Consider the following 19,970-nt stretch of genomic DNA (forward strand, 5'->3'; position numbering starts at 1 on the left):
CTTTTGGCGCTGGCCGGCTCCCTGCCTTTGCGGTCAGCGCCCTTTTTCTTCACTACGTATGCTGTCAGTCACGAGCGTTGCCCACTGGCACAGCCACCATTTCACCCTCCATGCAGGGGGGAGGCGCGGCGTTCTCGGACGAGGCGAGGGGTAAGGGGGAGGTGTCGTGGTGAAAGAGCCCCTGACGATATAGCGTCGGCGTCTTCCCCATGTGCTTCTGGAAGGTACGCGTGAAATAGGAGAGGTCGCGAAAACCGACGCTGAAGCAGACATCCGTGACCGACATCCTGGGATTGGCGAGCAGCCGCTTGGCCTCCTCGATGCGTCGTTCCAGCAGGAATCCCTGAAAGGTATTGTCGGTGAGCTTGCGAAACAGCCGGCTGAGCTGGAAGGGGGTGAGGCCGCACTGCTCGGCGACGTCGGCCTGGACCACTTTCTGGTGCAGGTGCTGCTCGATGTAGCTGATGGCGCGGTCCAGCTGGATGCGCTGATGGTTGGCCGAGTGGCAGTGAAGCCGGGCTTCGGGGGGGATCTGGTTGCTCAACTCCGCCACCTGCTTTCTCGCCGGCGTGCCGGCGTTGGCCGAGCGCAGCTGAAAGAGGCTCTCCATGACCGCCATGAATCGGGAGAGGTCGACCGGCTGGACGAAGTAATCCCATACCCGGGTGCGGAAGGCCCATACCGCCAGGCTCTCCGAATGGGCCTGGGTGATCATGAGCAGGGGCACCGAGGCGGCACGCTGCTTGGCCTGCCTCAAGTCGGTCAGGCCCTGCAAATCGGGGTAGTCGTACTCGAAGCAGGCGGCGATGGGCGGATGAGAGAGCAGGATGGGGAGGGGGTCCTGCTCTTGTGTGACGAACTCGATCGTATAACCTTTTTTTCGCAGGGCTCGTACATACTCCTTTTCCACGGGGTTATTGAGCGTACGTAGCACAACGAGAACGTAGGCGTGGGTGGACATAGGCGACGTCCCTCCGGAATCCCTTGCGTGATAAAGCGTTATAAACTCTTCTTGGTGGTTTTGTTGATATGTTATTTTTTGTGTAGGCTGAAGGTTGAGTGTAACTTTTTGTGCTGAGTGTCACTTACCCAATGTAATTTAAGATCGTGGATTAACCCGGGTTATATTTCTCATCCTTTAGTCGTATTGCTCTAATGCAAAAAACTGTATTAGAGCATGTTTAAGTAACACCTGGCGGTAGCAAAAAGAACCTACTCGACGTATCGATCGGCCGTGGCCGGTTGTCAGCGAATTCTGCTAGAATCGGCCGCTTTTCCGATCAAGCCCTTCCTGACTCCTCCAGCTACGGAAATGCCATGCCGTCTTCAAGGTTCGACGTCGTGATCGTCGGTGCGGGTGCCGCCGGGTTGATGTGTGCGCTCACGGCGGGTCATGCGGGGCGGCGCGTGCTGGTGCTCGACCACGCCAACAAGCCCGGCAAGAAGATCCTGATGTCGGGGGGCGGGCGCTGCAACTTCACCAACCTGGCCAGCGGGCCGGCCAACTTCTTCTCGGCCAATCCGCACTTCTGCATCTCGGCGCTGAAGCGCTATCGCCCGGAGCACTTCGTCGAACTGGTGGAGCGGCACGGCCTCGATTACGTGGAGAAGGCGCCGGGCCAGCTGTTCTGCGCCCATTCCGCCAAGGCGCTGCTCGACGTGCTGCTCACCGAATGCGAGTGGGCCGGAGTGGAACTGCGCTTGAAGACCTCCATCGAGCGCATCGAGGCCGCCGGCGAGGGCATGCGGCTCGCCACCTCCATGGGGCGTATCGAGGCCGGTGCCGTGGTGATCGCCACCGGCGGTCTGTCGATCCCCACCATGGGGGCCACCGGCTTCGGCTATGACGTCGCCCGCCAGTTCGGCCTGGGGGTGACCGCGACGCGCCCGGCGCTGGTGCCGTTCACGCTGACTTCGCAATGGAAGGCGCGGGTGGCCGACCTGGCCGGCGTGAGCTGCGACGTGGCGGTCAGCGCCGTACGTGGCGGCCAGCGCCTGGGGCCGGGGCGCGAGCGTCGCTATCGCGAGCCGATGCTGTTCACCCACCGCGGCCTGTCCGGCCCCGGCATGCTGCAGATCTCGAGTTACTGGCAACCGGGCGACGAACTCGAGATCGACCTGCTGCCCGGGCTGGACCTGCCCGCAGCGCTTGCCGAGGCGCGCCGGACCACGCCGCGCCGCCAGCTCTCCACCTGGCTCGGCGAGAACTTGCCGCGTCGCCTGGCCCAGGCACTGGTCGAGTGGCACGGCGAGGATCCTGTCCTGGCCGAACTCTCCAATGCCCGCATCGAGGCGTGGCAGCAGCGCCTGGGGCGTTGGTGCCTCAAGCCGGCCGGCACCGAGGGTTGGCGCACCGCCGAGGTGACCCTGGGCGGGGTCGACACCGCACCGATATCGTCGAAGGACTTCAGCGTCGAGGGGGTGCCTCAGCTGCGTTTCATTGGCGAAGTGCTCGACGTTACCGGTGAGCTCGGCGGCCACAACTTCCAGTGGGCCTGGGCTTCCGGCGTGGCCTGCGGTCTGGCGCTGTAGGGCCCGCGCTCGGTCACCCGCTGCGCGGGCGCGACAAAACCTTACCTAACGTAACCAGAAGCGGCGCGGGGCGTTGCTACGCTGGTGGCATCGGTTCGTCTCGGAGCCTGTCGGATTTGACCGATCGTCACGAGAGATCAGCGTCACGTCCGACAGGCTCCCAGGATGGGGTTCGTCAAAGGAGTGCGCCATGCCCCCGCTAGCCCACGAGTTGAAAGCTCACCACCAGTTGGATACCTCCGATACACAGCACAAGAAGGAGTGGCTGAGACGTTACCAGCGCGTTCGCCGCGCCTCAGAGCAGCTCTGCGAGCCGCTTTGCACCGAGGACTACGTGATCCAGAGCATGGATGACGTCAGTCCACCGAAGTGGCATCTCGCCCACGTCACCTGGTTCTTCGAAGCTTTCCTCCTCGCTCCCTTTCAGCCTCGCTACCGAACGCCCGACCCCGCCTACGACTCTCTGTTCAATTCCTACTACGAGACTCACGGCGTGCCGTTTCCGCGGCCCCGGCGCGGAACGCTGTCGCGTCCCACGGTGGCCGATGTCTACCGCTTCCGCGCCCATGTCGATGCGGCCATGGCGTCACTGCTCGAGTCGCCTCCGCCCGAGCATGCCGCCGAGATCCTGCGCCGCGTCGAGCTGGGGCTTCACCACGAGCAGCAGCACCAGGAGCTGCTGCTCATGGACATCAAGCACATCCTGGCCCAGAACCCGCTGTGCCCGGTCTATCGCGACGACCTGGCACCGCCGGTGGCGGCGGAACCCGGTGAGCCGGCCTGGCTCGAGCATGACGCCGGTATCCGCGAGATCGGCCACGACCTGCAATCGGGCTTTGCCTACGACAACGAGGGACCGGTCCATCGCCAGTTCCTCGAAGCGTTCCAACTGGCCAGCCGCCCGGTGACCAACGGCGAGTACCTGGCCTTCATCGAGGACGGCGGCTACGCGCGCCCCGAGCTGTGGCTCTCCGATGGCTGGCAGCAGGTCGGCCAGGCGGGCTGGCAGGCGCCGCTGTATTGGGTCCAGCGTGACGGCGAGTGGTATCACTTTACCTTGGGCGGGCTGCGGCCGGTGGACCGGCAGGCGCCGGTGGCCCATGTCAGCTTCTTCGAGGCCGACGCCTATGCCCGTTGGGCGGGGGCACGTCTGCCCAGCGAGGCGGAGTGGGAGGTGGCCGCCAGGGACGTGGGCGTAGCGGGCAACTTCGTCGAGCGCGACCACCTGCAGCCGGTGGCGGCCGCGGCCCGGGGGCGGGCCGCGCGCCAGTTGTACGGCGACGTCTGGGAGTGGACCGGCAGCGCCTACCGGCCCTATCCCGGCTATCGCCCGCTGCCGGGCACGCTGGGGGAGTACAACGGCAAGTTCATGTCCGGGCAGATGGTGCTGCGCGGTGGCTGCTGCGCCACACCGGTCGATCACATCCGGTCGACCTACCGCAACTTCTTCCCGCCCCATGCCCGCTGGGCATTTTCCGGTTTCCGGCTCGCCAGGGAGGCTTGATATGGATCCGCTCGTACGCTTTCACGACCAGCACCCGCCGGAGGCGGCGGGTTCGCTCTGCGAGGAGCTGCTGGCAGGCCTCACCGCCTCGCCCAAGTGCACGTCGCCCAAGTTCTTCTACGACCGGCGCGGCTCCGAGCTGTTCGACGCCATCTGCCTGCAGCCCGAGTACTACCCGACCCGCACCGAGGAGGCGATCCTGCGCGCCGCCGCCGCGGACATCGCTGAAGTGGTGGGTCGTGACGCCACCCTGATCGAGCTGGGCAGCGGCGCCAGCCGCAAGGTGCGCCTGCTGCTCGAGGCGTTGCACCCGGCCTGCTACCTGGGCGTGGACATCTCCCGCGACTTCCTGCTCGAGAGCACTCGCTGCCTGGCGGTGGATCATCCCTGGCTCGAGGTGCATGCCGCCTGGGCCGACTTCACGCGCCCCATGGCCTGGCCGGAGGGCCTGGCGGGTGAGCGCCCCGTAGCCTTCTTTCCCGGCTCGAGCATCGGCAACTTCACCCCCGAGGAGGCCGAAAGCTTCCTCGAAGGGCTGGCCGCGCTGCTGCCGCCGGGCGGGGGACTGCTCGTCGGCGTCGACCTGATCAAGGACCGGGCGATCCTCGATGCGGCCTACAACGACGCGGCCGGCGTGACCGCGGCCTTCAACCTCAACCTGCTGCGGCGCCTGCGACACGAGTTCGAAGCCGAGGTCGAGCTGGACGGGTTTCGCCATCGCGCCTTCTACAACGAGGCCGATTCACGCATCGAGATGCATCTGGTGAGCCTGCACGACCAGGCTATCCGCATCGCGGGGGAGCGGGTCGACTTCGAGGCCGGCGAGAGCCTGCATACCGAAAATTCCTACAAGTACAGCATCGCCGGCTTTCGCGAGCTGGCCGGCCGCGCGGGTTTCGAGCCGAGGGCGCACTGGACCGACCGTGACTCGCTGTTCTGCATCCACTATCTGGAGCGTGCGGGCTGATGGCTCCGCCCGGAATCCGGTCTATGCTGCATGACAGAACCATGCCGGAAGCAGAGGGCCCGCCATGACCATGATCGCGATTCAGGATTCCTCCACCTCCGAGGCGTCCCCCTTCGCCGACCGTATCGTCGACGAGGCCGTGCGCCAGGCCGAGACGCACGGCTGGCGGGCGGTGCGGCTGTCCGAGGTGGCACGCAGCCTGGAGCTGCCGATGTCCGTGGTGCTGGAGCGCTTTCGCGACATGGACGACGTGGCCAACGCCTGGTTCCAGCGGGGCTGGCGCGCCATGCTGGCCGCGAAGCCCGACACCTTCGACGACTGGCCGGAGCGGGTGCGGATCGAGCACTGCCTGCAGGCCTGGTTCGATGCCTACGCGGCGCATCGGCAGGTGACCGTTCAAATGCTCAAGGCCAAGGCGCACCTGCCGCATCCGCATACCTGGGTGCCGATGGTCTTCGACCTGTCGCGCACCGTCCAGTGGCTGCGCGAGGCGGCGCGTCTCGAGGCGCGCTACGGCACCCGGCGTGCCCAGGTGGAGGAGATGGCACTGACCAGCCTGTTCCTGGCGGCGCTGGCGGTATGGGCCTCCGACACCAGCGAGGGCCAGCGTCGCACGCGTCGCTTCATCGAGAAACGCCTCAAGCGCGGCGAGAGCTGGATGAAGTGGGTCCCGGGCGTGGCTCACCGGCGCCATCACGCCGAGGCGCAGCTATAGGGCAGTAAGGCCATATGAAGGTCATATGGAAGGCACTGTGCCGCGCCTGACACGCGACCGGCTTCAGCGGACCTGCTGCAGGATTCGCCGCGCCCGGTTGAGCAGCAGGCCGCCGGCAGCGAGTCGCCTGACCATGCGCAGCAGCGAGCTGGGGTGGCGTGCGCCGCCGACCAGCAGGGCGCCGCCGGCCAGGTACACCAGCCCCCGATAGCGCTTGATGCGCTGCCAGCCCGCATCGAGGGCCGCGGAGGCGTGTTGCCAGCGCTCCGCCTCGACCAGGATGTCGATGCGCTGCTGCTCGATGGCGGCAACGAGGGCGGCCTTGCGCTGCGCACGGGACTGCCGGCGGTTTCGGTCACTGTCGCGACGGGTCACGCTGCTCCTCCACCAGGTGGCGGTCCAGGGCGAGCTGGGCCAGGGTCTCCTTGAGCAGGGTGTGGCGGCGGGCCTGACGCAGGGCCAGGGCGGCGGTCAGGCCGCCGCCGGCCAGCAACACGGCGGCGCAGAGGAGCATGGCCGCCAGGCGGTGGGTATCCCAGAACAGCACCACCACCAGCAGCACCAGCATGCCCAGCCCCAGCAGCAGCAGCACCAGGCTCAGGCCCAGCAACAGCAGCAGGGTGACGAGGCGGGCACGCTCCTCCTCGAGCTCCAGCACGGCGAGGCGCAGGCGCGTCTCGCCGGTGGCCACCAGGCTAGCCAGTAGCCGCTTGCCGATGATGAACAGGCGTTGTACCGGTCCGTCACTCGACGCCATCAGCGACGCCCGATGAGCATGCCGATGACCACGCCCACCACGGCGCCGATGCCGATACTGGTCCAGGGATTGTCGTGCACGTAGCGGTCGCAGGCGTCGGCCTGGTGGTGCAGAGTGTCGCGGGCTTCGCCGTAGAGCCGTTCACCGCGCGCTTCGAGTCGCTCGCGGGTCTCCTTAAGCCGTTTCTCGGCACGCGTCCGGAGCTCCTTGATATTGCTGCGTGAATCGTCAGCCGTGGCGCTGACCAGTTCCTCCAGGGTGTGGGTGAGTTGCTGCAGATCTACCTTGAGCTGGCGGGTGGTTTCGTCGACGTGCGGAGTTCGCGTGGCCATGACACTCTCCCTTGCTGGCTGGTTGACAGCCTCAGCATAGCATTAGCGACTGCGACTTCAACGCCGTTGCACTCGGTGCCCGAGGGCTCAATCCGGAAACAGGCGGCTGCTGCCCGAGAAGATCGGGTTGAGGCTGAAGCCGATGCCGATGCGCTGGGTGCGGTGATCGTAGTCGATCATGCTGTCGCCGTAACCGTAGAAATACTGCACGTGGCCGCGGATGTTGCCGTGCAACGGCCAGGAGTAATCCACTCGCGTGCCCATGTGGCCGGCGCTGGGGTTGCCGTGCCATTCCACGCCGATCTCGCTGTCGCCGAAGCGGCGCGCCACGCCGATGGTACCGTAGCCCATGTAGCGCTCGATGTCGGGGTTGTCGTCGTCGCCCTCTGACTCGGGTATGCGCCAGTGGGGCGCTACGCTGACCAGCCAGTCGTCGTTGACGAAGGTCGATTCCAGGATCATGCGGTTCCAACTGCGCGACATCTCACCCGAGCGCCCGTTGGACTGGTGATTGAAGCTCAACCGATTGTTGACGTTGGTCCAACCCAGCAGCGACCAGCGATTCTCGAAGTCGATGAAGACCTCCGGCTCGTAGTTGGTCTCGCGGAAGGGCGAGGAGGAGTCGGCGTTGTAGGCCTGCCACCAGCTGCGCTGGGTATAGGCGAAGTAGAGATCGCCGCCGTAATCGCCGAAGAGTCGTTCGATCAGGTTGAACTTGGCGCTGAACTGGAACTTGACCTCGGCGCGGTCGGGGGTGCCGTCGCGGTCGACGTCGCCGAAGACGGCCTCGTTGGGGCGGCGATCGTAGTTCAGCGGCAGCAGGTAGTTGCGCCGATGGGTGGTGATCGCGAAGGGATTGCGCGACGATTCCCGTTCGAGCTGGCGGCGCTCCTCCATGGGCTCGAGCTCTTGCTCCGAGGCGATGGTGATGACCTCGCCAAGGCCGAGACGGCGCTCGCCGGACTGCAGCCGGTCCTGGGCCAATCGCTGGCGCAGCGAATCCAGCTCCTGGCCGAGCGTATCGATGCGCGCCTCGATCGCCGCGCGCTCTTCTGCACTGAGCGGGCCTTCCTGGGCCACGGCGCTGCCGGCGGCCCCGGCCAGCAGCAACGCAAGAAGAGTCTGGTATGACGAAGGACGAAGCATCATGGCAGCGGGACCGAAGGAAGCGTGTGTGCCGTTTCTACCATGTCCGGGGGCCAAGTCAACCATGCGCCGATCTATCGACTCCCGCTAATCCTGCGGCGCTGGCGGCTTAATGAGCGGAATAGTGACGGCTCCCCATTGCCTTGCGCTGCTGCGGGACCGAGAATCAGCACCACGCCGCGAGATCCCGCCAACCGAGAGCTAGAGTGAACGAATTGCCTTATCCAGTGCACCGCCGTCGCTGCCGGGCCACTCGGCCGGCCTGGCGCTTTCCCGTCTGGTTCGTCCTGCTGCTGTTGCTGTTTGCCTGTGGTCGGGTGGTGGCCGAGGAGACCCTGCCCGATCGCAGCGTGGTGGAAGAGCGCCTGGCCGAACTGCGCCCCGAGGAGGGCGCGAGCGTAACCGACGCCGAACAGCGCGACATCGACGCGCTCGAGGCCACGCTGAGCGCGCTCGAGCAGTTGCAGGGGGTAGAGGAGCGCCTCGAGGCCCTGGAGCAGCGGCTGGAGGAGGCGCCCGGCGAGCTGTTGCGCCTGGAGCGGGAGCTCCTCGAGGAGGAAGAGGCGGCGCTCGATCGCACCATCGCCGAGCTCGACGACATCCCGCTGGATGAACTGGAGTATCGCCAGCAGGAGGCGGTGTTCGAGCTGCAGCAGCAACAGGACCGACTGGCCGATGTCAACGCCCAGCTGCTCTCCGCCCAGACCCTGCCGGAGCGTGCCCAGCAGGCCATTGCCGAGGCGATGCAGACCGCCGAGCGTACGCGCCGCTCGCTCGATGTGCTGGAGGGGCAGGGGGCGAGCGACGATTCGCCGCAGCTGTGGCAGCTCAAGGTCGAGCGGCGTCTGGCCGAACGCACGCTACGCCTGCGACAGCGCGAGCTGGGCAGCAATACGCGGCTGCGCGAACTGGCGCAGCAGCGGCGCGACCTGCTGACACAGCAGATAGCGCGCCAGGAAGCCGAGCTGACGCTGCTGCAGAGCGTGATCGACCGTCAGCGCCGCATGGCCACGGAACAGGCGATCGCCGATGCCGCGCGAGACGACCCGCTGCTCGAGGCCGGCCACCCGGTACTCGAACGCGCCCAGCAGATCAATCGTGATCTCAGTCTCGAGCTGCTGCGGGCCAACGACCGCCACAACGGGCTGGTGCGCGAAAGCCTGGCGGTTCGTAGCCAGCTCGACCATGTCCGCCAGCTCGAGCGGAGCCTCAACGAGCAGATCGAGGCGATTCGCGGCAGTCTGCTGCTGTCGCGCATCCTGCGCGAGCAGCGCCGCTCATTGCCCCAGGTCGATGCCAGGCGCAACCTGCAGGACGAGATCGCCGACCTGCGCCTGCGCCAGTTCGACCTGGTGCGCCAGCGCGACAGCCTGCGCCAGAGTGAACGCCTGGCCAACCAGCGTCTCGAGGAGGCCGGGGTCGAGGTCAGCGAGGCGCTGGTGGAGTCGCTGCAGGGGCTCTACCATTCACGCCGCCAACTGGTCGACCAGCTCGAGCAGACCTACGGCGGCCTGCTGAGTGCGGCCATCGAGCTGCAGCTCAACCAGCAGCAGCTGCTGGACACCTCTCGCGAGCTGCGCACGACCATCGACGAGCAGCTGTTCTGGATCGCCAATACCCGGCCGCTGGATCTGGCCTGGTTTCGCCATCTGCCCGCCAACCTGGTCACCGAATGGCAGCAGGGCGAATGGCGCGAGGTGCTGCCGGTGCACTGGCGGACCCCCGGGGGCGAAGCCCTGGCCGGTGCGCCGTTCGTGCTGGTGGCGGTCGTGCTGCTGGGGCTTCGGCGTCGCGTGCAGCGCCGGCTAACCGCGCTGCACGAGCAGATCGGCCGGCTGCGCAGCGATTCCCAGGCGCATACGCCGCTGGCGGTCGGCCTCAATGCCCTGCTGGCCCTACCCGGCCCGCTGACCCTGGCGGGCGTCGGGGTCTCGCTCGGCGCCATCGAATCGGGGATCGCATCGGGGCTGGGGCAGGCCTTCCTGCACCTGGCCCTGGCCTGGGCCTTCCTGGCCTGGTCGCGACGCCTGCTGGTGCGCGACGGGGTGGCGACCAAGCACTTCTACTGGCCGTCGGGCTATGTCTCGCGGCTGCGCTGGCTGCTAGGCTGGCTCGGCGTGGCGCTGGTGCCGGTACTGCTGATCTCTGCCCTGGCCCGCGATGGCGAGATCAGCCTGACCACGCGGCCCATCGCCCTGACGCTGCTGCTGGCCGGGCTGCTGGCCATGAGCGTGCTGCTCGCACGGCTGATCCTGGCGCATACCCCCTTCTTCGGCGTCAAGCTGTTCCGCCTGATACTGGGGCTACTGATGGCCGCCGTGCCGCTGGTGCTGGTGGGGCTGATCGTTTCCGGTTTCGAATACACGGCGCTGAGCCTGATCGGCCGCTTCGTCATCACGCTCTATTTGCTGGCGATGTGGATCCTGGTCGAGGCCTCGGTGGTGCGCGGCCTGGCGGTAGCGGCTCGCCGCCTGGCGTTCCGCCGGGCGCTGATGCGGCGCCGGACCCAGGCCCAGGAGGGCGCCGAGGGCGGGCTCGAAGTGGTCGAAGAGCCACCGCTGGACATGGAGCAGATCAACCAGCAGTCGCTGCGTCTCTCCAAGCTGCTGTTGCTGATCGGCTTCGCCCTGCTGCTCTACTTGGTGTGGTCCGACCTGCTCACGGTGCTGGGCTACTTGGACGACGTGGCGATCTGGGAGGCGGGAGAAGGGGTTGGCTCGGAGCTCGTCACCAGCGCGCTGTCGGTCGCCGATATCTTCACCGCGGCGCTGATCTTCGTGCTGACCCTGGTGATGGCGCGCAACCTGCCGGGTCTGCTCGAGGTCATGGTGCTGTCGCGACTGGAGCTCAAGCAGGGCAGCGCCTACGCCATTTCGACGCTGCTCTCCTACACCATCGTCGGGACCGGCCTGGTGGTGGCTCTGGCCACCCTGGGCGTGGCCTGGAGCCAGCTGCAGTGGCTGGTGGCGGCGCTGGGCGTGGGCCTGGGCTTCGGCCTGCAGGAGATCTTCGCCAACTTCGTCTCGGGCCTGATCATCCTGTTCGAGCGGCCGGTGCGCATCGGCGACACCATCACCCTGGGCAACCTCACCGGCACGGTGAGCCGGATACGCATCCGGGCCACCACGGTGACCGACTTCGATCGCAAGGAGATCATCATCCCCAACAAGACCTTCGTCACCGACCAGTTGATCAACTGGTCACTGTCGGACACCATCACCCGGGTCGTGCTCTCCTTCGGTGTTGCCTACGGCTCGGACCAGCGCCTGGTGCACCGGCTGCTGCGCCAGGTCGCCGACGAGAACCCCCGAGTGTTGAGCGACCCCGAGCCGCAGGTATTCTTCATGAACTATGGCGAGAGCACGCTCACCTTCGAGCTGCGGGTCTTCGTCAACTCGCTCGGCGACCGGTTGTTCGCCACCGACGAGATCAACTGCCGGATCGGCGAGCTGTTCGCCGAGCACGAGATCGACATCGCCTTCAACCAGCTCGATGTGTGGTTGCACCGCGCCGATGACGGCGCCAAGAAGAAGGTGCAGACGTTGACGCCAGAGGACGACTGTAGCGAGAACTTTCCGCCTCCCGGGGCGGGTGGCGATCCGGGGGACATCGAGATCGGCGGAGGCGGCGGCGACGGCGGGCGTTGAGGCCGTCAGCGTTTCACCGCGTGCAGCAGGAACTCCCGGTTGCCGTCGCCGCCGGTGATCGGGCTCTGCTGCCAGTGTCGTATCGCCAGATCCAGCTCGTCGCAGCAGGCACGAATGGCGGCTTCCACCTCGCCGTAGCGCCGCGGGTCGGTCACGATGCCGCGTGCGTTGACGCCGCCCGGACCCACCTCGAACTGCGGCTTGACCAGGCTCAGCAGCTCGCCACCCGGGCGCAGCAGGGCGGCGAGCTGCGGCAGGATCAGCGTCTGCGAAATGAACGAGACGTCCATCACCGCCAGATCGGGTGCCGCCGCACCCTGGGCGGTGAGCGCCTCGCGCAGGCGGGGCTCGCCGGCCATGCTACGGGCGTTGAGTCCCTCCAGGCAGGTCACGCGGGTGTCGTTGCGCAGATCGGCGTCGAGCTGGCCATGGCCCACCTCGATACCGATCACGTGGCGTGCACCGAAGGCCAGGGCGCAGTCGGTGAAGCCGCCGGTGGACTGGCCCACGTCGAGTACCAGCTTGCCTTCCAGCGTCATGCCCAAGGCCTCGATCAACGCTTCCAGCTTCAGGCCCGCGCGTGATACGTAGCGCTCCTCGGGATCCTCGGTCACTACCAGAAGGGTTTCCTCGGGCAGCTTCTCCCCCGGCTTGTGCAGCACTCGCCCGGTCTCCGCCAGGCTCACCCGGCCATGGCGGATGAGCCGTTGGGCACGCGTGCGCGAACGGGCCAGGCCCTGGGAAACGAGCAGTTGGTCGAGGCGGGGCATGGCGACTCCGGCAGTCAGACGCGGGGCGGGCATTATGGCATACTCGTTTCGTTAGCCGGTTAATGGAAGGGAGCCGTGTGGAACGCACCATAGGTAAGGCACTGGCCAGGTCTCTGGGCATCGGCGCCTTGGGTGGGGTGGTGTTCCAGCTCATCGGAATGCCGCTGGCTTGGATGCTAGGCCCACTGGTGGCCAACCTGGTGGTCTCGGCGAGGGGCGTCGATGTCGGCGTCCCCGAGCCGCTGCGGGAAGTCTTCCTCGGCGTGCTCGGCCTGGTGCTGGGCAGCCAGGTGACCCCGCAGCTGGCCGAGCGCGTACTCGACTGGCCGCTCTCCGCCGCGCTGCTGCTGCTCGGCGTGGCTGCCTCGACGGCGGCGGCAGCGGCCTGGTACCGGCGCTGCGGCTTCGACTCGGTGAGCGCCTGGTTCGCCTCGGCGCCCGGCGCGATGACGGCGATGATCCTGATGGGCGAGACGTGCGGCGGCGACCCGCGACGCATCGCCGTCGCCCAGTCGCTGCGCGTGGTGCTGGTGGTGCTGCTCCTGCCGCCGCTGTTCTGGCTCTTCGAGGGGGCCAGCGGTGCCGAGGTGGCCGCCGCCGTGGACCGAGAACCCTCGTCCCTCTGGATGCTGCTGGCATTGCCGCTGCTGTTGCCGCTGGGCCGCCGGCTGCGGTTGCCCTCGCCGACGCTGCTGACGCCGCTGCTGTTCGCCGGCGCGCTCTCCGGCTTCGGCATCGCCAGCCTCGGCCTGCCGGATGTGGGCATGAACCTGATGCTTTGGGTGCTGGGCTGTGCCATCGGCTCGCGCTTCCGCGGGCTCTCCTCGGCGCGGCTGGGGCGCTACCTGTTCGAGGCCTTCGTCGCCACCCTGGCGGCGCTGGCGGTGCTCGCCGGCTTCGCCGAGCTGATTCACCGCTGGGTCGGTGTGCCGCGGGACGTGGCGCTGCTGGCGCTGGCGCCCGGCGGCATCGGCGAGATGGCGATCCTGGCGGTGGCGCTGGACCTGGACCCGGTCTTCGTGGCCTTCCACCACCTGTTGCGCATGGTGGCCCTGATGCTGTTCGCCCCGTTCTGGGCGCGCTGGCTGTCAGTGCGTCTCGATCAGTAATCCTGCGGGCGCGGGCCGGAATCGGCCTGGAAATCCGCCGAGGGGATACGGTCGGCGCCCCAACTGCGGTGGATGTACTGGGTCACCCGGTCGAGCTCCTCCTGGCTGATCTGGGCCAGCTCGCCGCGCTCCAGCGGGTCGTAATGGAAGATGTAGAGACGCGAGGCGAACTGCTCGAAGGGTAGCGAGGCCTCGCCGAAGCGCTCGCCGTTTCCGGCGGTGCTGACGCGTACGTCATCGCCCCAGTCCTGGCCGCTATCATTGTTCGGGTTGTAGAAATAGACCCGCATCACGTCCGACGGATCCAGCGAGACTCGCAGGATGGTGATGGCATGCCAGCCGATGAACCGCGCCGCGCTGTCGGTGACGGCGATACCTGCCGGCTGTGGATGGATGAGCGGCTGGTTGCCGTTGTAGTAGGGGTGGTAGCTGGCGTAGAAGTGGCGCAGGAAAGTTTCCAGTTCATGCAGCTGGCCGGTGGCGACATCGACGTTGATGCGAAAGCCACGGCCCGACCACCAGCCGTGAAATTCCGGATTGACCCAGCGATGCGGGTCGCCTTCGCGATCGGCGCAGCGCCTGCCCATTTCCGCATAGATGCGGTCGAGATGTGGCACCACGATCAGCGACACCGGATCGAGGTCCATGGGCAGGCTCTGGGCTACGCCGCCAAGACTCGCCATCGAGGAGATGGCCTCGCCCTCGAAATGCATGACGATCTCGTCGTCGCGGGCCGCCCAGGCCACCATCTGCAGCAGGTAGTCGGGGTCGTTGTAGGCCCACATGGAGAGCGCCCGTGCCGACTGGCAGGTCGGGTTGTTGCCCTGACCCACGCCCAGTGGCAGTCCGAGCATGCACAGTACGCCTTCCAGCAGGCGAGCCCGCGGCGAGACGGCTTCCCCCAGGGCCAGGTTGAGTCGTGCCTGGGACCATTCGGAGAGCGACAGCCCCAGTTGCCGCCACAGGGCAGGCGCCACGGGGGGCTGGTAGAGGATGCCGCGCTCCAGCATCAGCGCCAGGCCGTAGACGGCTTGTGACGTGGGGGGATGCACCGCGCTGCGGATCAATGCATGCACCAGCTCTCGATAGCACATCAGGCAGTCGCGCCCGGTCGAGGAGAGGCCCAATGCCTCGGCAAGCAGGTGATCATTATGGTCGACGAGGTGCCTTAACAGCACCGGATGGTAAGGTGACACCAGCCCGGTATCGTGCATGGCCCGAGCAAAGCCGGTGGCCTCGCCCTGCAGGGCGGCATTGTCCATGCTTGCCAAGCGCTCACGATACACCTCAAGCCCGGGGTCTTCGCGACAACCCTGGGACGGTCCGTAGAGCGAACTCACCAGACGATCGGCGCCCTGGCCGCTAATGCCCAAGTCGATATCGGGGTCGGCCTGGCAGATGGCGATCTGGGTGATCATCTGCTTGACCGAGTCGACCTGGATCGGGCGCTGCTGGAGAATGCGCCAGATCTCCTCGATCAGCTTGTCGATGATGTGCTCGTAGCCGATGCGCTCGGCCAGATGGCGAAACAGATGCCGGGGAATCTGCGCCAGCCGGCCTTGGGTTTCCCGCTCGGCCTCGCTGGGCGTGCTGAACAGCAGCCACAGGTTGAGGGCCATCACCTGGGTCAGGTAGTGGTGGGCCTGCTCGGCGGAGATCAGCGTGTGCGAGTAATCGCCTTTGGCCACCGCCAGCAGCCTGAGCTCGCTCAATGCCTCGATCACCACGGTATTGGCTTCCGCGCTCTTGAGCGAATAGGTGGTGAGGTAGGGCAGCAGATACTGCGGGGTGGCCCAATCCGAATCGAGGAACACGCCGGCCTCTTCCAGCGCCCTGGCACGAGACTCCAGGGCCGCCGCGCCACCCGGCTGGAGCAGCACGCGGCGAGCCGTGTCCAGAACGCGGGGGAGCTTGCCGGGCTTGGCGAAATCTCGCGCCTCGCCGAGTAGGGCGATTGCCTCGTCCAGGTGAGCCAGCAGACCCTGCAGCTTTTCATCGCTCGCCGGGGGCTGGCCGTTATCCTGCGTGTCGCGGTTGTTGGCCACGCCGACTCCTTGTCTTCAAACTGTTCCATCCATGACGCCTTGCTCAGACGTAGAAATCAAGTTCTTCCTGTTGCTTGAGCAGATCCCGCAGTCGATGCGGATCGTCGCCCTTGAAGTAGATCAGGCCCCAATGGGTACCGAAGGCGGTACGCTTGGTCACGGTTTCCTCCAGGGGCGGGGTCAGTTCGTGGGACTCGAAGTAGGGGTCGTCCTCGACCTCCTCGGGAATCTCCAGGCGGCTGACCACACGACGTCGTGGGTAGACCCCGAAGCAGCCGGCATAGCACTTGGCATCTTCCACCTCCTTGGGAAAGAAGGCCTTGACCTCCTCGGCGGTACTCTTCGGATCGAACACCAGCATGCTGGCCTGGTAGGCATTGAAGCCGTAGACCCGCTCGAGAAGCTCGAACACCTTGAAACCCGGCGGGCGATAGGCGACTTCACCGAAGTACATCTCGCCGTCGCTGGTGACGAAGTACTCGGGATGGATCAGGCCGAAATCGATATCGAAGGCCTTGATCAGCTTTTCGATCTGGGCGGTGATCTGGGGACGGTACTGCTCGAGCTCCGGCGAGGCGGGAACGAAAACGGAGTAGCCCAGGGTGACGTACTCCGAGATGTTGAGAAAGGCGATCTTGCCGTCGTGGATCCACGCCTCCACGGCGAACTCCCAGCCGTCCAGGTGCGATTCCATCAGCACGGGGAACTCCTCGTCGGGAATCGTATCGACCTCGTCGGGGGTGCGGATCACCCGGTGCCCCAGGCAGCCGGCCTTGTCGAAGGCCTTCAGGTGGATAGGGTCGTTGGGATCGCCGTCGAGCTTGAGCAGCGTCTGGTTGACGCGCTTGAGAAAGCGTATGACGTCACCTTTGTCGTGAGCCTCTTCGAAGATGCCCACGCGGATGCCGCCAAGCTGGGCGCGACGCTTCATCAGCGCCTTGTCGCGCAGCAGCAGCGATTGTCCGTAGAGCCGCGGCTTGTCGAGCAGCACCGAGTTGATGGCGCCGGCCCATTCCACGGTCTCCTCGAACAGCGGGATCGCCACGTCCACGCCCCGCTCCTTGAGCGTCTCGGCGATCTCCATCGAGCGATCGTTGAGCCGTTCGAAATTCCATGAAATATGGGGTATATCATGCTTCTGGCAGTACTCCTCAGCCCACTCGGGAGCCACGACGATATAGCGACGGTCGAAGTTCTCGGCGGCTTCGATGGCGTTGAGACTCCAGCCAAGCAGCGCAATATAGCCCTTGTTGGGATCTTTATTCATGGTGCCCCTCCTGAGCGTTTGGTTGTCGTGCTTGTGCCTCGCTTATTCTTAACCCTACACGAAATATCAACGTTACACATGGTTTGGCACCCCCGGGCTTTTCAGGCGCGCTTGCCGGCCTGAGCGGCCACTGGTATAGTGCACGCGCACTCGGCAAGCCATTGATGCAACGCCGGGTTCGAAGCCTCAAGGCTTCGTGTCGTGGTGGCCTCGTCGGTCCTCCCGCAACGCTAAACCGCAAACCCCGCCAGGCCCGGAAGGGAGCAACGGTAGTGGTGGCCGCGTGTGCCGGGATGTGGCTGTCGGGGCCGCCTCCATTTCGGCCTCCCGCCCGTGCACCCGCTGTCTCCTCATTCTCGATCGTCCGATCACATCACACTGCGGTGTTCGCTGTTCTCGATCTTCTTCGGCCGTCCTGCACGGCATGGCGTCGTGCGTGCGTCCTGCCGGAAAGAGCCGGCATGTCTCGTTCCCGGGGCGTTGAGCCGAGAGCGGGGCGCCTGGCTTGTTAGACCTTGGTAGAATTAGACTTTAGTGGTATCATGCGGCGCAGCAAACCCCTTGCGAGAGGAAGTGCACCATGCAGATCGACACCACGCCCAACGCCGGCATCCAGCGCAGCCTGCGCCAGTGCCTGTCGAACGCCGCCTTCCTGCTCTACCAGCAGGGCCACGTGCTGGAGACCATCACCATTCCCTTCCGCGGTCTCGATAGCCGCGCCCTGCGCCAGCTGCGCGAAGCCTCCCAGGAGTGGCCTGCCTGCCAGCGCGTGCTGGAGAGCAGCGAGGCCGCCGTCTACAACGAGCAGGGACGTTTCGTGCTGAGCGCCATGGGGCGCGAGCTGCTGTTCGACATGTTCGGCCAAGGGGCGGCGGACTGCGCCTGAGTCGGGCAACCCTCAGCCGGGCGGCAGGATAATCCAGTAGCGGGGAGGCCATTGGCCTCCCCGCTGCCGTATGCGGCGCCGCGGCGGCGGCTCAGGGGAGTGCTTGCGCCGCGGTCTGGCTCGCCAGGTGCTTGCGCAGAAAATGGCGGGTGCGATCCTGATCGGGGTGGGTGAACAGGCGCTCGGGGGTGTTCTCCTCGACCACCACGCCGCCGTCCATGAACATGGCCCAGTCGGAGACGTCGCGGGCGAAGGCCATCTCGTGGGTGACGATGAGCATGGTCATGTGTTCTTCGGCGAGGCGCTTCATGACCTGGTTCACCTCTTCCACCAGCTCGGGGTCCAGCGCCGAGGTCGCTTCGTCGAACAGCATGACCTTGGGCTGCATGGCCAGGGCGCGTGCAATGGCGACGCGCTGCTTCTGTCCGCCCGACAGGGAACTGGGGTAGGCCGAGGCCTTGTCGGCCAGTCCCACGCGCTCCAGAAGCTCCATGCCCAGCTCCCTCGCGCTCCTGGCGTCCATCCCCTTCAGTTTCCTCGGCGCCAGGGTCACGTTGTCGAGCGTCGAGAGGTGCGGAAACAGATTGAAGTGCTGGAACACCATGCCCATGTTCTGGCGGATGTGGTTGATGTGCCGCTCGAAGGCGAGACCCTTCAGGTCCGGCCGGTTGACCTGGACGCCATCCAGCAGAATGCTGCCCTCGTCGATCACTTCCAGATAGTTGATGGATCGAAGCAGCGTGCTCTTCCCCGATCCCGACGGGCCGATGATCGAGATGATCTTGCCGCGTTCGACCTTGAGGTCGATACCCTTGAGCACCTCGAGGTCACCGAAGCGTTTCTTGACGCCCTTGAGCTCCACCATGGGAGTGTCTGTTGTTGCTGTTGTCATGTCAGGTCCTTGTTATCTACGAATGGCGGCACGGCGCTCCACCCACGATTGGCCGGTTTCCATCACAATGTTGATCAGGTAGTAGATGGCCGCGATGGTGATATAGAACTCGAAGGGCCGGAAGGTCACGCTGATGGCATATTGGGAGAGGTAGACCAGCTCGGCGATGCCGATGGCGGAAAGCACCGAGATGTCCTTGACCATGATGATCATGTTGTTGCCGAGCTGAGGAATGGCGCGATAGAACGCCTGTGGAATGATGATGTGGAAGAGCGTGGCGAGATGGCCGAAGCCCAGCGAGCGCGAGGCTTCGTACTGACCGTTCGAGACCGACTTGATGGTGGCGATGAAGATGTCGGCGTTGTAGGCCATGTAGTGAAAGCCGAGTCCCAGCACGCCTACCGCGATGGCGGGGATCAACACCCACTGTCCGATACCGAAGTACAGGAAGTAGAGCTGGAGCAGCAGTGGGGTGGTCATGAACAGCCAGATCAGGAAACGCAGCGGCCAGCTCACGGCTTTTCTCGTGTAGAGGGAGATCACGGCGACGAGCTGGCCGCCGATGATCGACAGAAGGGCGACCACCACGCCGATCAGGAGTGTGGCACCGATGCCCTTGATGAGAATCGGAAAATAGGTGATGACGGGGCTGAAATCGAATTCCATGGCGGCTTAACCCTGGTGGTTCCATTGTCCGGCGGCGCTATCGGCGCATCGGTTCCATTGCGTGTTCAATGCCCTAGAGATAGGTGTATCGCGTGGCGCGACGGTAGAGGAGCTCGACGATGCCCATCACCGCGTAGATGATGACGATGTACATCAGCGCGCTGAGCGAGAAGACCTCCAGGGGCTTGTAGGTGGACCCGGTCAAGCGCTGGGCCTGGTAGGTCAGCTCGACCACGGAGATGATGGAGACCAACGACGAGTTCTTGACCAGGATGATGGCGAGCACGCCGATGGAGCGAATCATCAGGCCCGCCGACTGAGGCAAGATGATGTGGCGTAGCGTGGCTAAGCGGCCAAACCCCAGCGACCGTGAGGCCTCATCCTGCCCGCTGTCGACCGATTCGATGGCGCCGCGAATGGCTTCGCTCATGTAGGCGCCGATGTTGAAGGCACCGACCACCACGCCGCAGGTGAAAGGATCCAGGCGCAGGCCGATCGCGGGTCCGCCGTAGAAGACCAGCAGCAGCTGGACGAAATAGGGGGTGCCGCGGACGACGCTGATGTAGGTGCGGGCCAGCCAGCGAACGGGAAGATGGCGTGAGGTGCGAAACGCCACCAGCGCCGAGGCGATGAAGAAACCGAAGAACAGGCCTCGAGCCGATATGTCGATGGTGATCCACGCCGCTTTCACCAGCAGTGGCGCTATCTCCATCATCAGGTTGATGTCCATGGTCC

General features: G+C 65.7%; 18 protein-coding genes and 1 other RNA gene. 8 read left to right on the forward strand and 11 right to left on the reverse strand.

Features of this window, described 5'->3' with window-relative positions; translation table 11 throughout:
* Nucleotides 1–64: 64 nt before the first annotated feature.
* Nucleotides 65–961 (reverse strand): helix-turn-helix transcriptional regulator, encoded by an 897-nt coding sequence (locus tag HNO51_RS07185; RefSeq protein ID WP_197450388.1) that lies wholly within the window; start codon nt 959–961, stop codon nt 65–67.
* Between the two features lie 356 nt (nt 962–1,317).
* Between HNO51_RS07185 and HNO51_RS07190 the strand changes: the two genes are divergently transcribed.
* The 4 genes from HNO51_RS07190 to HNO51_RS07205 all read left to right on the forward strand — a co-directional run bounded on the left by HNO51_RS07190 (nt 1,318) and on the right by HNO51_RS07205 (nt 5,718).
* Nucleotides 1,318–2,532: a BaiN/RdsA family NAD(P)/FAD-dependent oxidoreductase gene (locus HNO51_RS07190; RefSeq protein ID WP_197450389.1), complete on the forward strand. Its 1,215-nt coding sequence runs from the start codon at nt 1,318–1,320 to the stop codon at nt 2,530–2,532.
* Nucleotides 2,533–2,722: 190 nt separating this feature from the next.
* Nucleotides 2,723–4,036 carry an ergothioneine biosynthesis protein EgtB gene (gene egtB / locus HNO51_RS07195; RefSeq protein WP_209538845.1) on the forward strand — a complete coding sequence of 438 codons (1,314 nt, stop codon included), beginning with the start codon at nt 2,723–2,725 and terminating at the stop codon, nt 4,034–4,036.
* A 1-nt stretch (nt 4,037) separates the two neighbouring features.
* Nucleotides 4,038–5,003, forward strand: coding sequence for an L-histidine N(alpha)-methyltransferase (gene egtD / locus HNO51_RS07200; RefSeq protein ID WP_197450391.1), 966 nt, complete (start codon nt 4,038–4,040; stop codon nt 5,001–5,003).
* Nucleotides 5,004–5,067: 64 nt separating this feature from the next.
* A complete protein-coding gene (locus HNO51_RS07205) occupies nt 5,068–5,718 on the forward strand; it encodes a TetR/AcrR family transcriptional regulator (RefSeq protein WP_197450392.1) in 651 nt (216 codons plus the stop codon).
* Nucleotides 5,719–5,781: 63 nt separating this feature from the next.
* Here HNO51_RS07205 and HNO51_RS07210 read toward each other — a convergent pair whose 3' ends face one another.
* The 4 genes from HNO51_RS07210 to HNO51_RS07225 form a co-directional block, all read right to left on the reverse strand.
* Nucleotides 5,782–6,093, reverse strand: a complete 312-nt coding sequence (locus HNO51_RS07210) for a YqjK family protein (RefSeq protein ID WP_197450393.1) — start codon at nt 6,091–6,093, stop codon at nt 5,782–5,784.
* Nucleotides 6,074–6,475, reverse strand: coding sequence for a phage holin family protein (locus tag HNO51_RS07215; RefSeq protein ID WP_209538846.1), 402 nt, complete (start codon nt 6,473–6,475; stop codon nt 6,074–6,076). Before HNO51_RS07215 ends, HNO51_RS07210 begins: the two co-directional genes overlap by 20 nt.
* Nucleotides 6,475–6,807: an ElaB/YgaM/YqjD family protein gene (locus HNO51_RS07220; protein ID WP_209538847.1), complete on the reverse strand. Its 333-nt coding sequence runs from the start codon at nt 6,805–6,807 to the stop codon at nt 6,475–6,477. Before HNO51_RS07220 ends, HNO51_RS07215 begins: the two co-directional genes overlap by 1 nt.
* A gap of 87 nt (nt 6,808–6,894) precedes the next feature.
* Nucleotides 6,895–7,956: a phospholipase A gene (locus HNO51_RS07225; protein WP_197450396.1), complete on the reverse strand. Its 1,062-nt coding sequence runs from the start codon at nt 7,954–7,956 to the stop codon at nt 6,895–6,897.
* A gap of 284 nt (nt 7,957–8,240) precedes the next feature.
* Between HNO51_RS07225 and mscK the strand changes: the two genes are divergently transcribed.
* A complete protein-coding gene (gene mscK, locus HNO51_RS07230) occupies nt 8,241–11,600 on the forward strand; it encodes a mechanosensitive channel MscK (RefSeq protein ID WP_422674262.1) in 3,360 nt (1,119 codons plus the stop codon).
* A 5-nt stretch (nt 11,601–11,605) separates the two neighbouring features.
* Here the strand turns inward: mscK and HNO51_RS07235 are convergent, their stop codons facing one another.
* Nucleotides 11,606–12,370 carry a TlyA family RNA methyltransferase gene (locus HNO51_RS07235; RefSeq protein ID WP_209538848.1) on the reverse strand — a complete coding sequence of 255 codons (765 nt, stop codon included), beginning with the start codon at nt 12,368–12,370 and terminating at the stop codon, nt 11,606–11,608.
* A gap of 62 nt (nt 12,371–12,432) precedes the next feature.
* Here HNO51_RS07235 and HNO51_RS07240 point away from each other — a divergent pair, with 62 nt between their 5' ends.
* The gene (locus HNO51_RS07240; protein ID WP_209538849.1) at nt 12,433–13,479 is read left to right on the forward strand and encodes an AbrB family transcriptional regulator; all 1,047 of its coding nucleotides are present in this window, start codon (nt 12,433–12,435) and stop codon (nt 13,477–13,479) included.
* Here HNO51_RS07240 and HNO51_RS07245 read toward each other — a convergent pair.
* Together HNO51_RS07245 and HNO51_RS07250 are read right to left on the reverse strand one after the other, a co-directional pair.
* On the reverse strand, nt 13,473–15,524 hold the full coding sequence (locus HNO51_RS07245) for a hypothetical protein (RefSeq protein WP_209538850.1): 2,052 nt from the start codon (nt 15,522–15,524) through the stop codon (nt 13,473–13,475). The genes HNO51_RS07240 and HNO51_RS07245 overlap by 7 nt on opposite strands.
* A 43-nt stretch (nt 15,525–15,567) precedes the next feature.
* Entirely contained in the window at nt 15,568–16,791 is a 1,224-nt protein-coding gene (locus HNO51_RS07250; protein WP_197450400.1) for an ATP-grasp domain-containing protein, read from the reverse strand.
* Nucleotides 16,792–17,002: 211 nt separating this feature from the next.
* Here HNO51_RS07250 and ffs point away from each other — a divergent pair.
* Both ffs and HNO51_RS07260 read left to right on the forward strand, forming a co-directional pair.
* Nucleotides 17,003–17,099, forward strand: an RNA gene (ffs, locus tag HNO51_RS07255) — signal recognition particle sRNA small type.
* Between the two features lie 272 nt (nt 17,100–17,371).
* Nucleotides 17,372–17,677, forward strand: a complete 306-nt coding sequence (locus tag HNO51_RS07260; protein ID WP_197450401.1) for a hypothetical protein — start codon at nt 17,372–17,374, stop codon at nt 17,675–17,677.
* Between the two features lie 91 nt (nt 17,678–17,768).
* Here HNO51_RS07260 and HNO51_RS07265 read toward each other — a convergent pair whose 3' ends face one another.
* The 3 genes from HNO51_RS07265 to HNO51_RS07275 all read right to left on the reverse strand — a co-directional run bounded on the left by HNO51_RS07265 (nt 17,769) and on the right by HNO51_RS07275 (nt 19,965).
* Nucleotides 17,769–18,569: an amino acid ABC transporter ATP-binding protein gene (locus HNO51_RS07265; RefSeq protein WP_302925422.1), complete on the reverse strand. Its 801-nt coding sequence runs from the start codon at nt 18,567–18,569 to the stop codon at nt 17,769–17,771.
* Between the two features lie 12 nt (nt 18,570–18,581).
* Nucleotides 18,582–19,235, reverse strand: a complete 654-nt coding sequence (locus HNO51_RS07270; protein ID WP_197450402.1) for an amino acid ABC transporter permease — start codon at nt 19,233–19,235, stop codon at nt 18,582–18,584.
* A 73-nt stretch (nt 19,236–19,308) separates the two neighbouring features.
* Nucleotides 19,309–19,965, reverse strand: coding sequence for an amino acid ABC transporter permease (locus tag HNO51_RS07275; RefSeq protein WP_197450403.1), 657 nt, complete (start codon nt 19,963–19,965; stop codon nt 19,309–19,311).
* Between the last annotated feature and the right edge of the window lie 5 nt (nt 19,966–19,970).

Source organism: Billgrantia sulfidoxydans, assembly GCF_017868775.1.
Classification (GTDB): Bacteria; Pseudomonadota; Gammaproteobacteria; order Pseudomonadales; family Halomonadaceae; genus Halomonas; species Halomonas sulfidoxydans.

What these genes read in the sequence shown, in the direction of transcription:
- HNO51_RS07185 (WP_197450388.1), bottom strand. Translation starts at nt 961, where the DNA reads ATGTCCACCCACGCCTACGTTCTCGTTGTGCTACGTACGCTCAATAAC.
- HNO51_RS07190 (WP_197450389.1), top strand. Translation starts at nt 1,318, where the DNA reads ATGCCGTCTTCAAGGTTCGACGTCGTGATCGTCGGTGCGGGTGCCGCC.
- egtB (WP_209538845.1), top strand. Translation starts at nt 2,723, where the DNA reads ATGCCCCCGCTAGCCCACGAGTTGAAAGCTCACCACCAGTTGGATACC.
- egtD (WP_197450391.1), top strand. Translation starts at nt 4,038, where the DNA reads ATGGATCCGCTCGTACGCTTTCACGACCAGCACCCGCCGGAGGCGGCG.
- HNO51_RS07205 (WP_197450392.1), top strand. Translation starts at nt 5,068, where the DNA reads ATGACCATGATCGCGATTCAGGATTCCTCCACCTCCGAGGCGTCCCCC.
- HNO51_RS07215 (WP_209538846.1), bottom strand. Translation starts at nt 6,475, where the DNA reads ATGGCGTCGAGTGACGGACCGGTACAACGCCTGTTCATCATCGGCAAG.
- HNO51_RS07220 (WP_209538847.1), bottom strand. Translation starts at nt 6,807, where the DNA reads ATGGCCACGCGAACTCCGCACGTCGACGAAACCACCCGCCAGCTCAAG.
- HNO51_RS07225 (WP_197450396.1), bottom strand. Translation starts at nt 7,956, where the DNA reads ATGATGCTTCGTCCTTCGTCATACCAGACTCTTCTTGCGTTGCTGCTG.
- HNO51_RS07235 (WP_209538848.1), bottom strand. Translation starts at nt 12,370, where the DNA reads ATGCCCCGCCTCGACCAACTGCTCGTTTCCCAGGGCCTGGCCCGTTCG.
- HNO51_RS07240 (WP_209538849.1), top strand. Translation starts at nt 12,433, where the DNA reads ATGGAAGGGAGCCGTGTGGAACGCACCATAGGTAAGGCACTGGCCAGG.
- HNO51_RS07250 (WP_197450400.1), bottom strand. Translation starts at nt 16,791, where the DNA reads ATGAATAAAGATCCCAACAAGGGCTATATTGCGCTGCTTGGCTGGAGT.
- HNO51_RS07260 (WP_197450401.1), top strand. Translation starts at nt 17,372, where the DNA reads ATGCAGATCGACACCACGCCCAACGCCGGCATCCAGCGCAGCCTGCGC.
- HNO51_RS07265 (WP_302925422.1), bottom strand. Translation starts at nt 18,569, where the DNA reads ATGACAACAGCAACAACAGACACTCCCATGGTGGAGCTCAAGGGCGTC.
- HNO51_RS07270 (WP_197450402.1), bottom strand. Translation starts at nt 19,235, where the DNA reads ATGGAATTCGATTTCAGCCCCGTCATCACCTATTTTCCGATTCTCATC.
- HNO51_RS07275 (WP_197450403.1), bottom strand. Translation starts at nt 19,965, where the DNA reads ATGGACATCAACCTGATGATGGAGATAGCGCCACTGCTGGTGAAAGCG.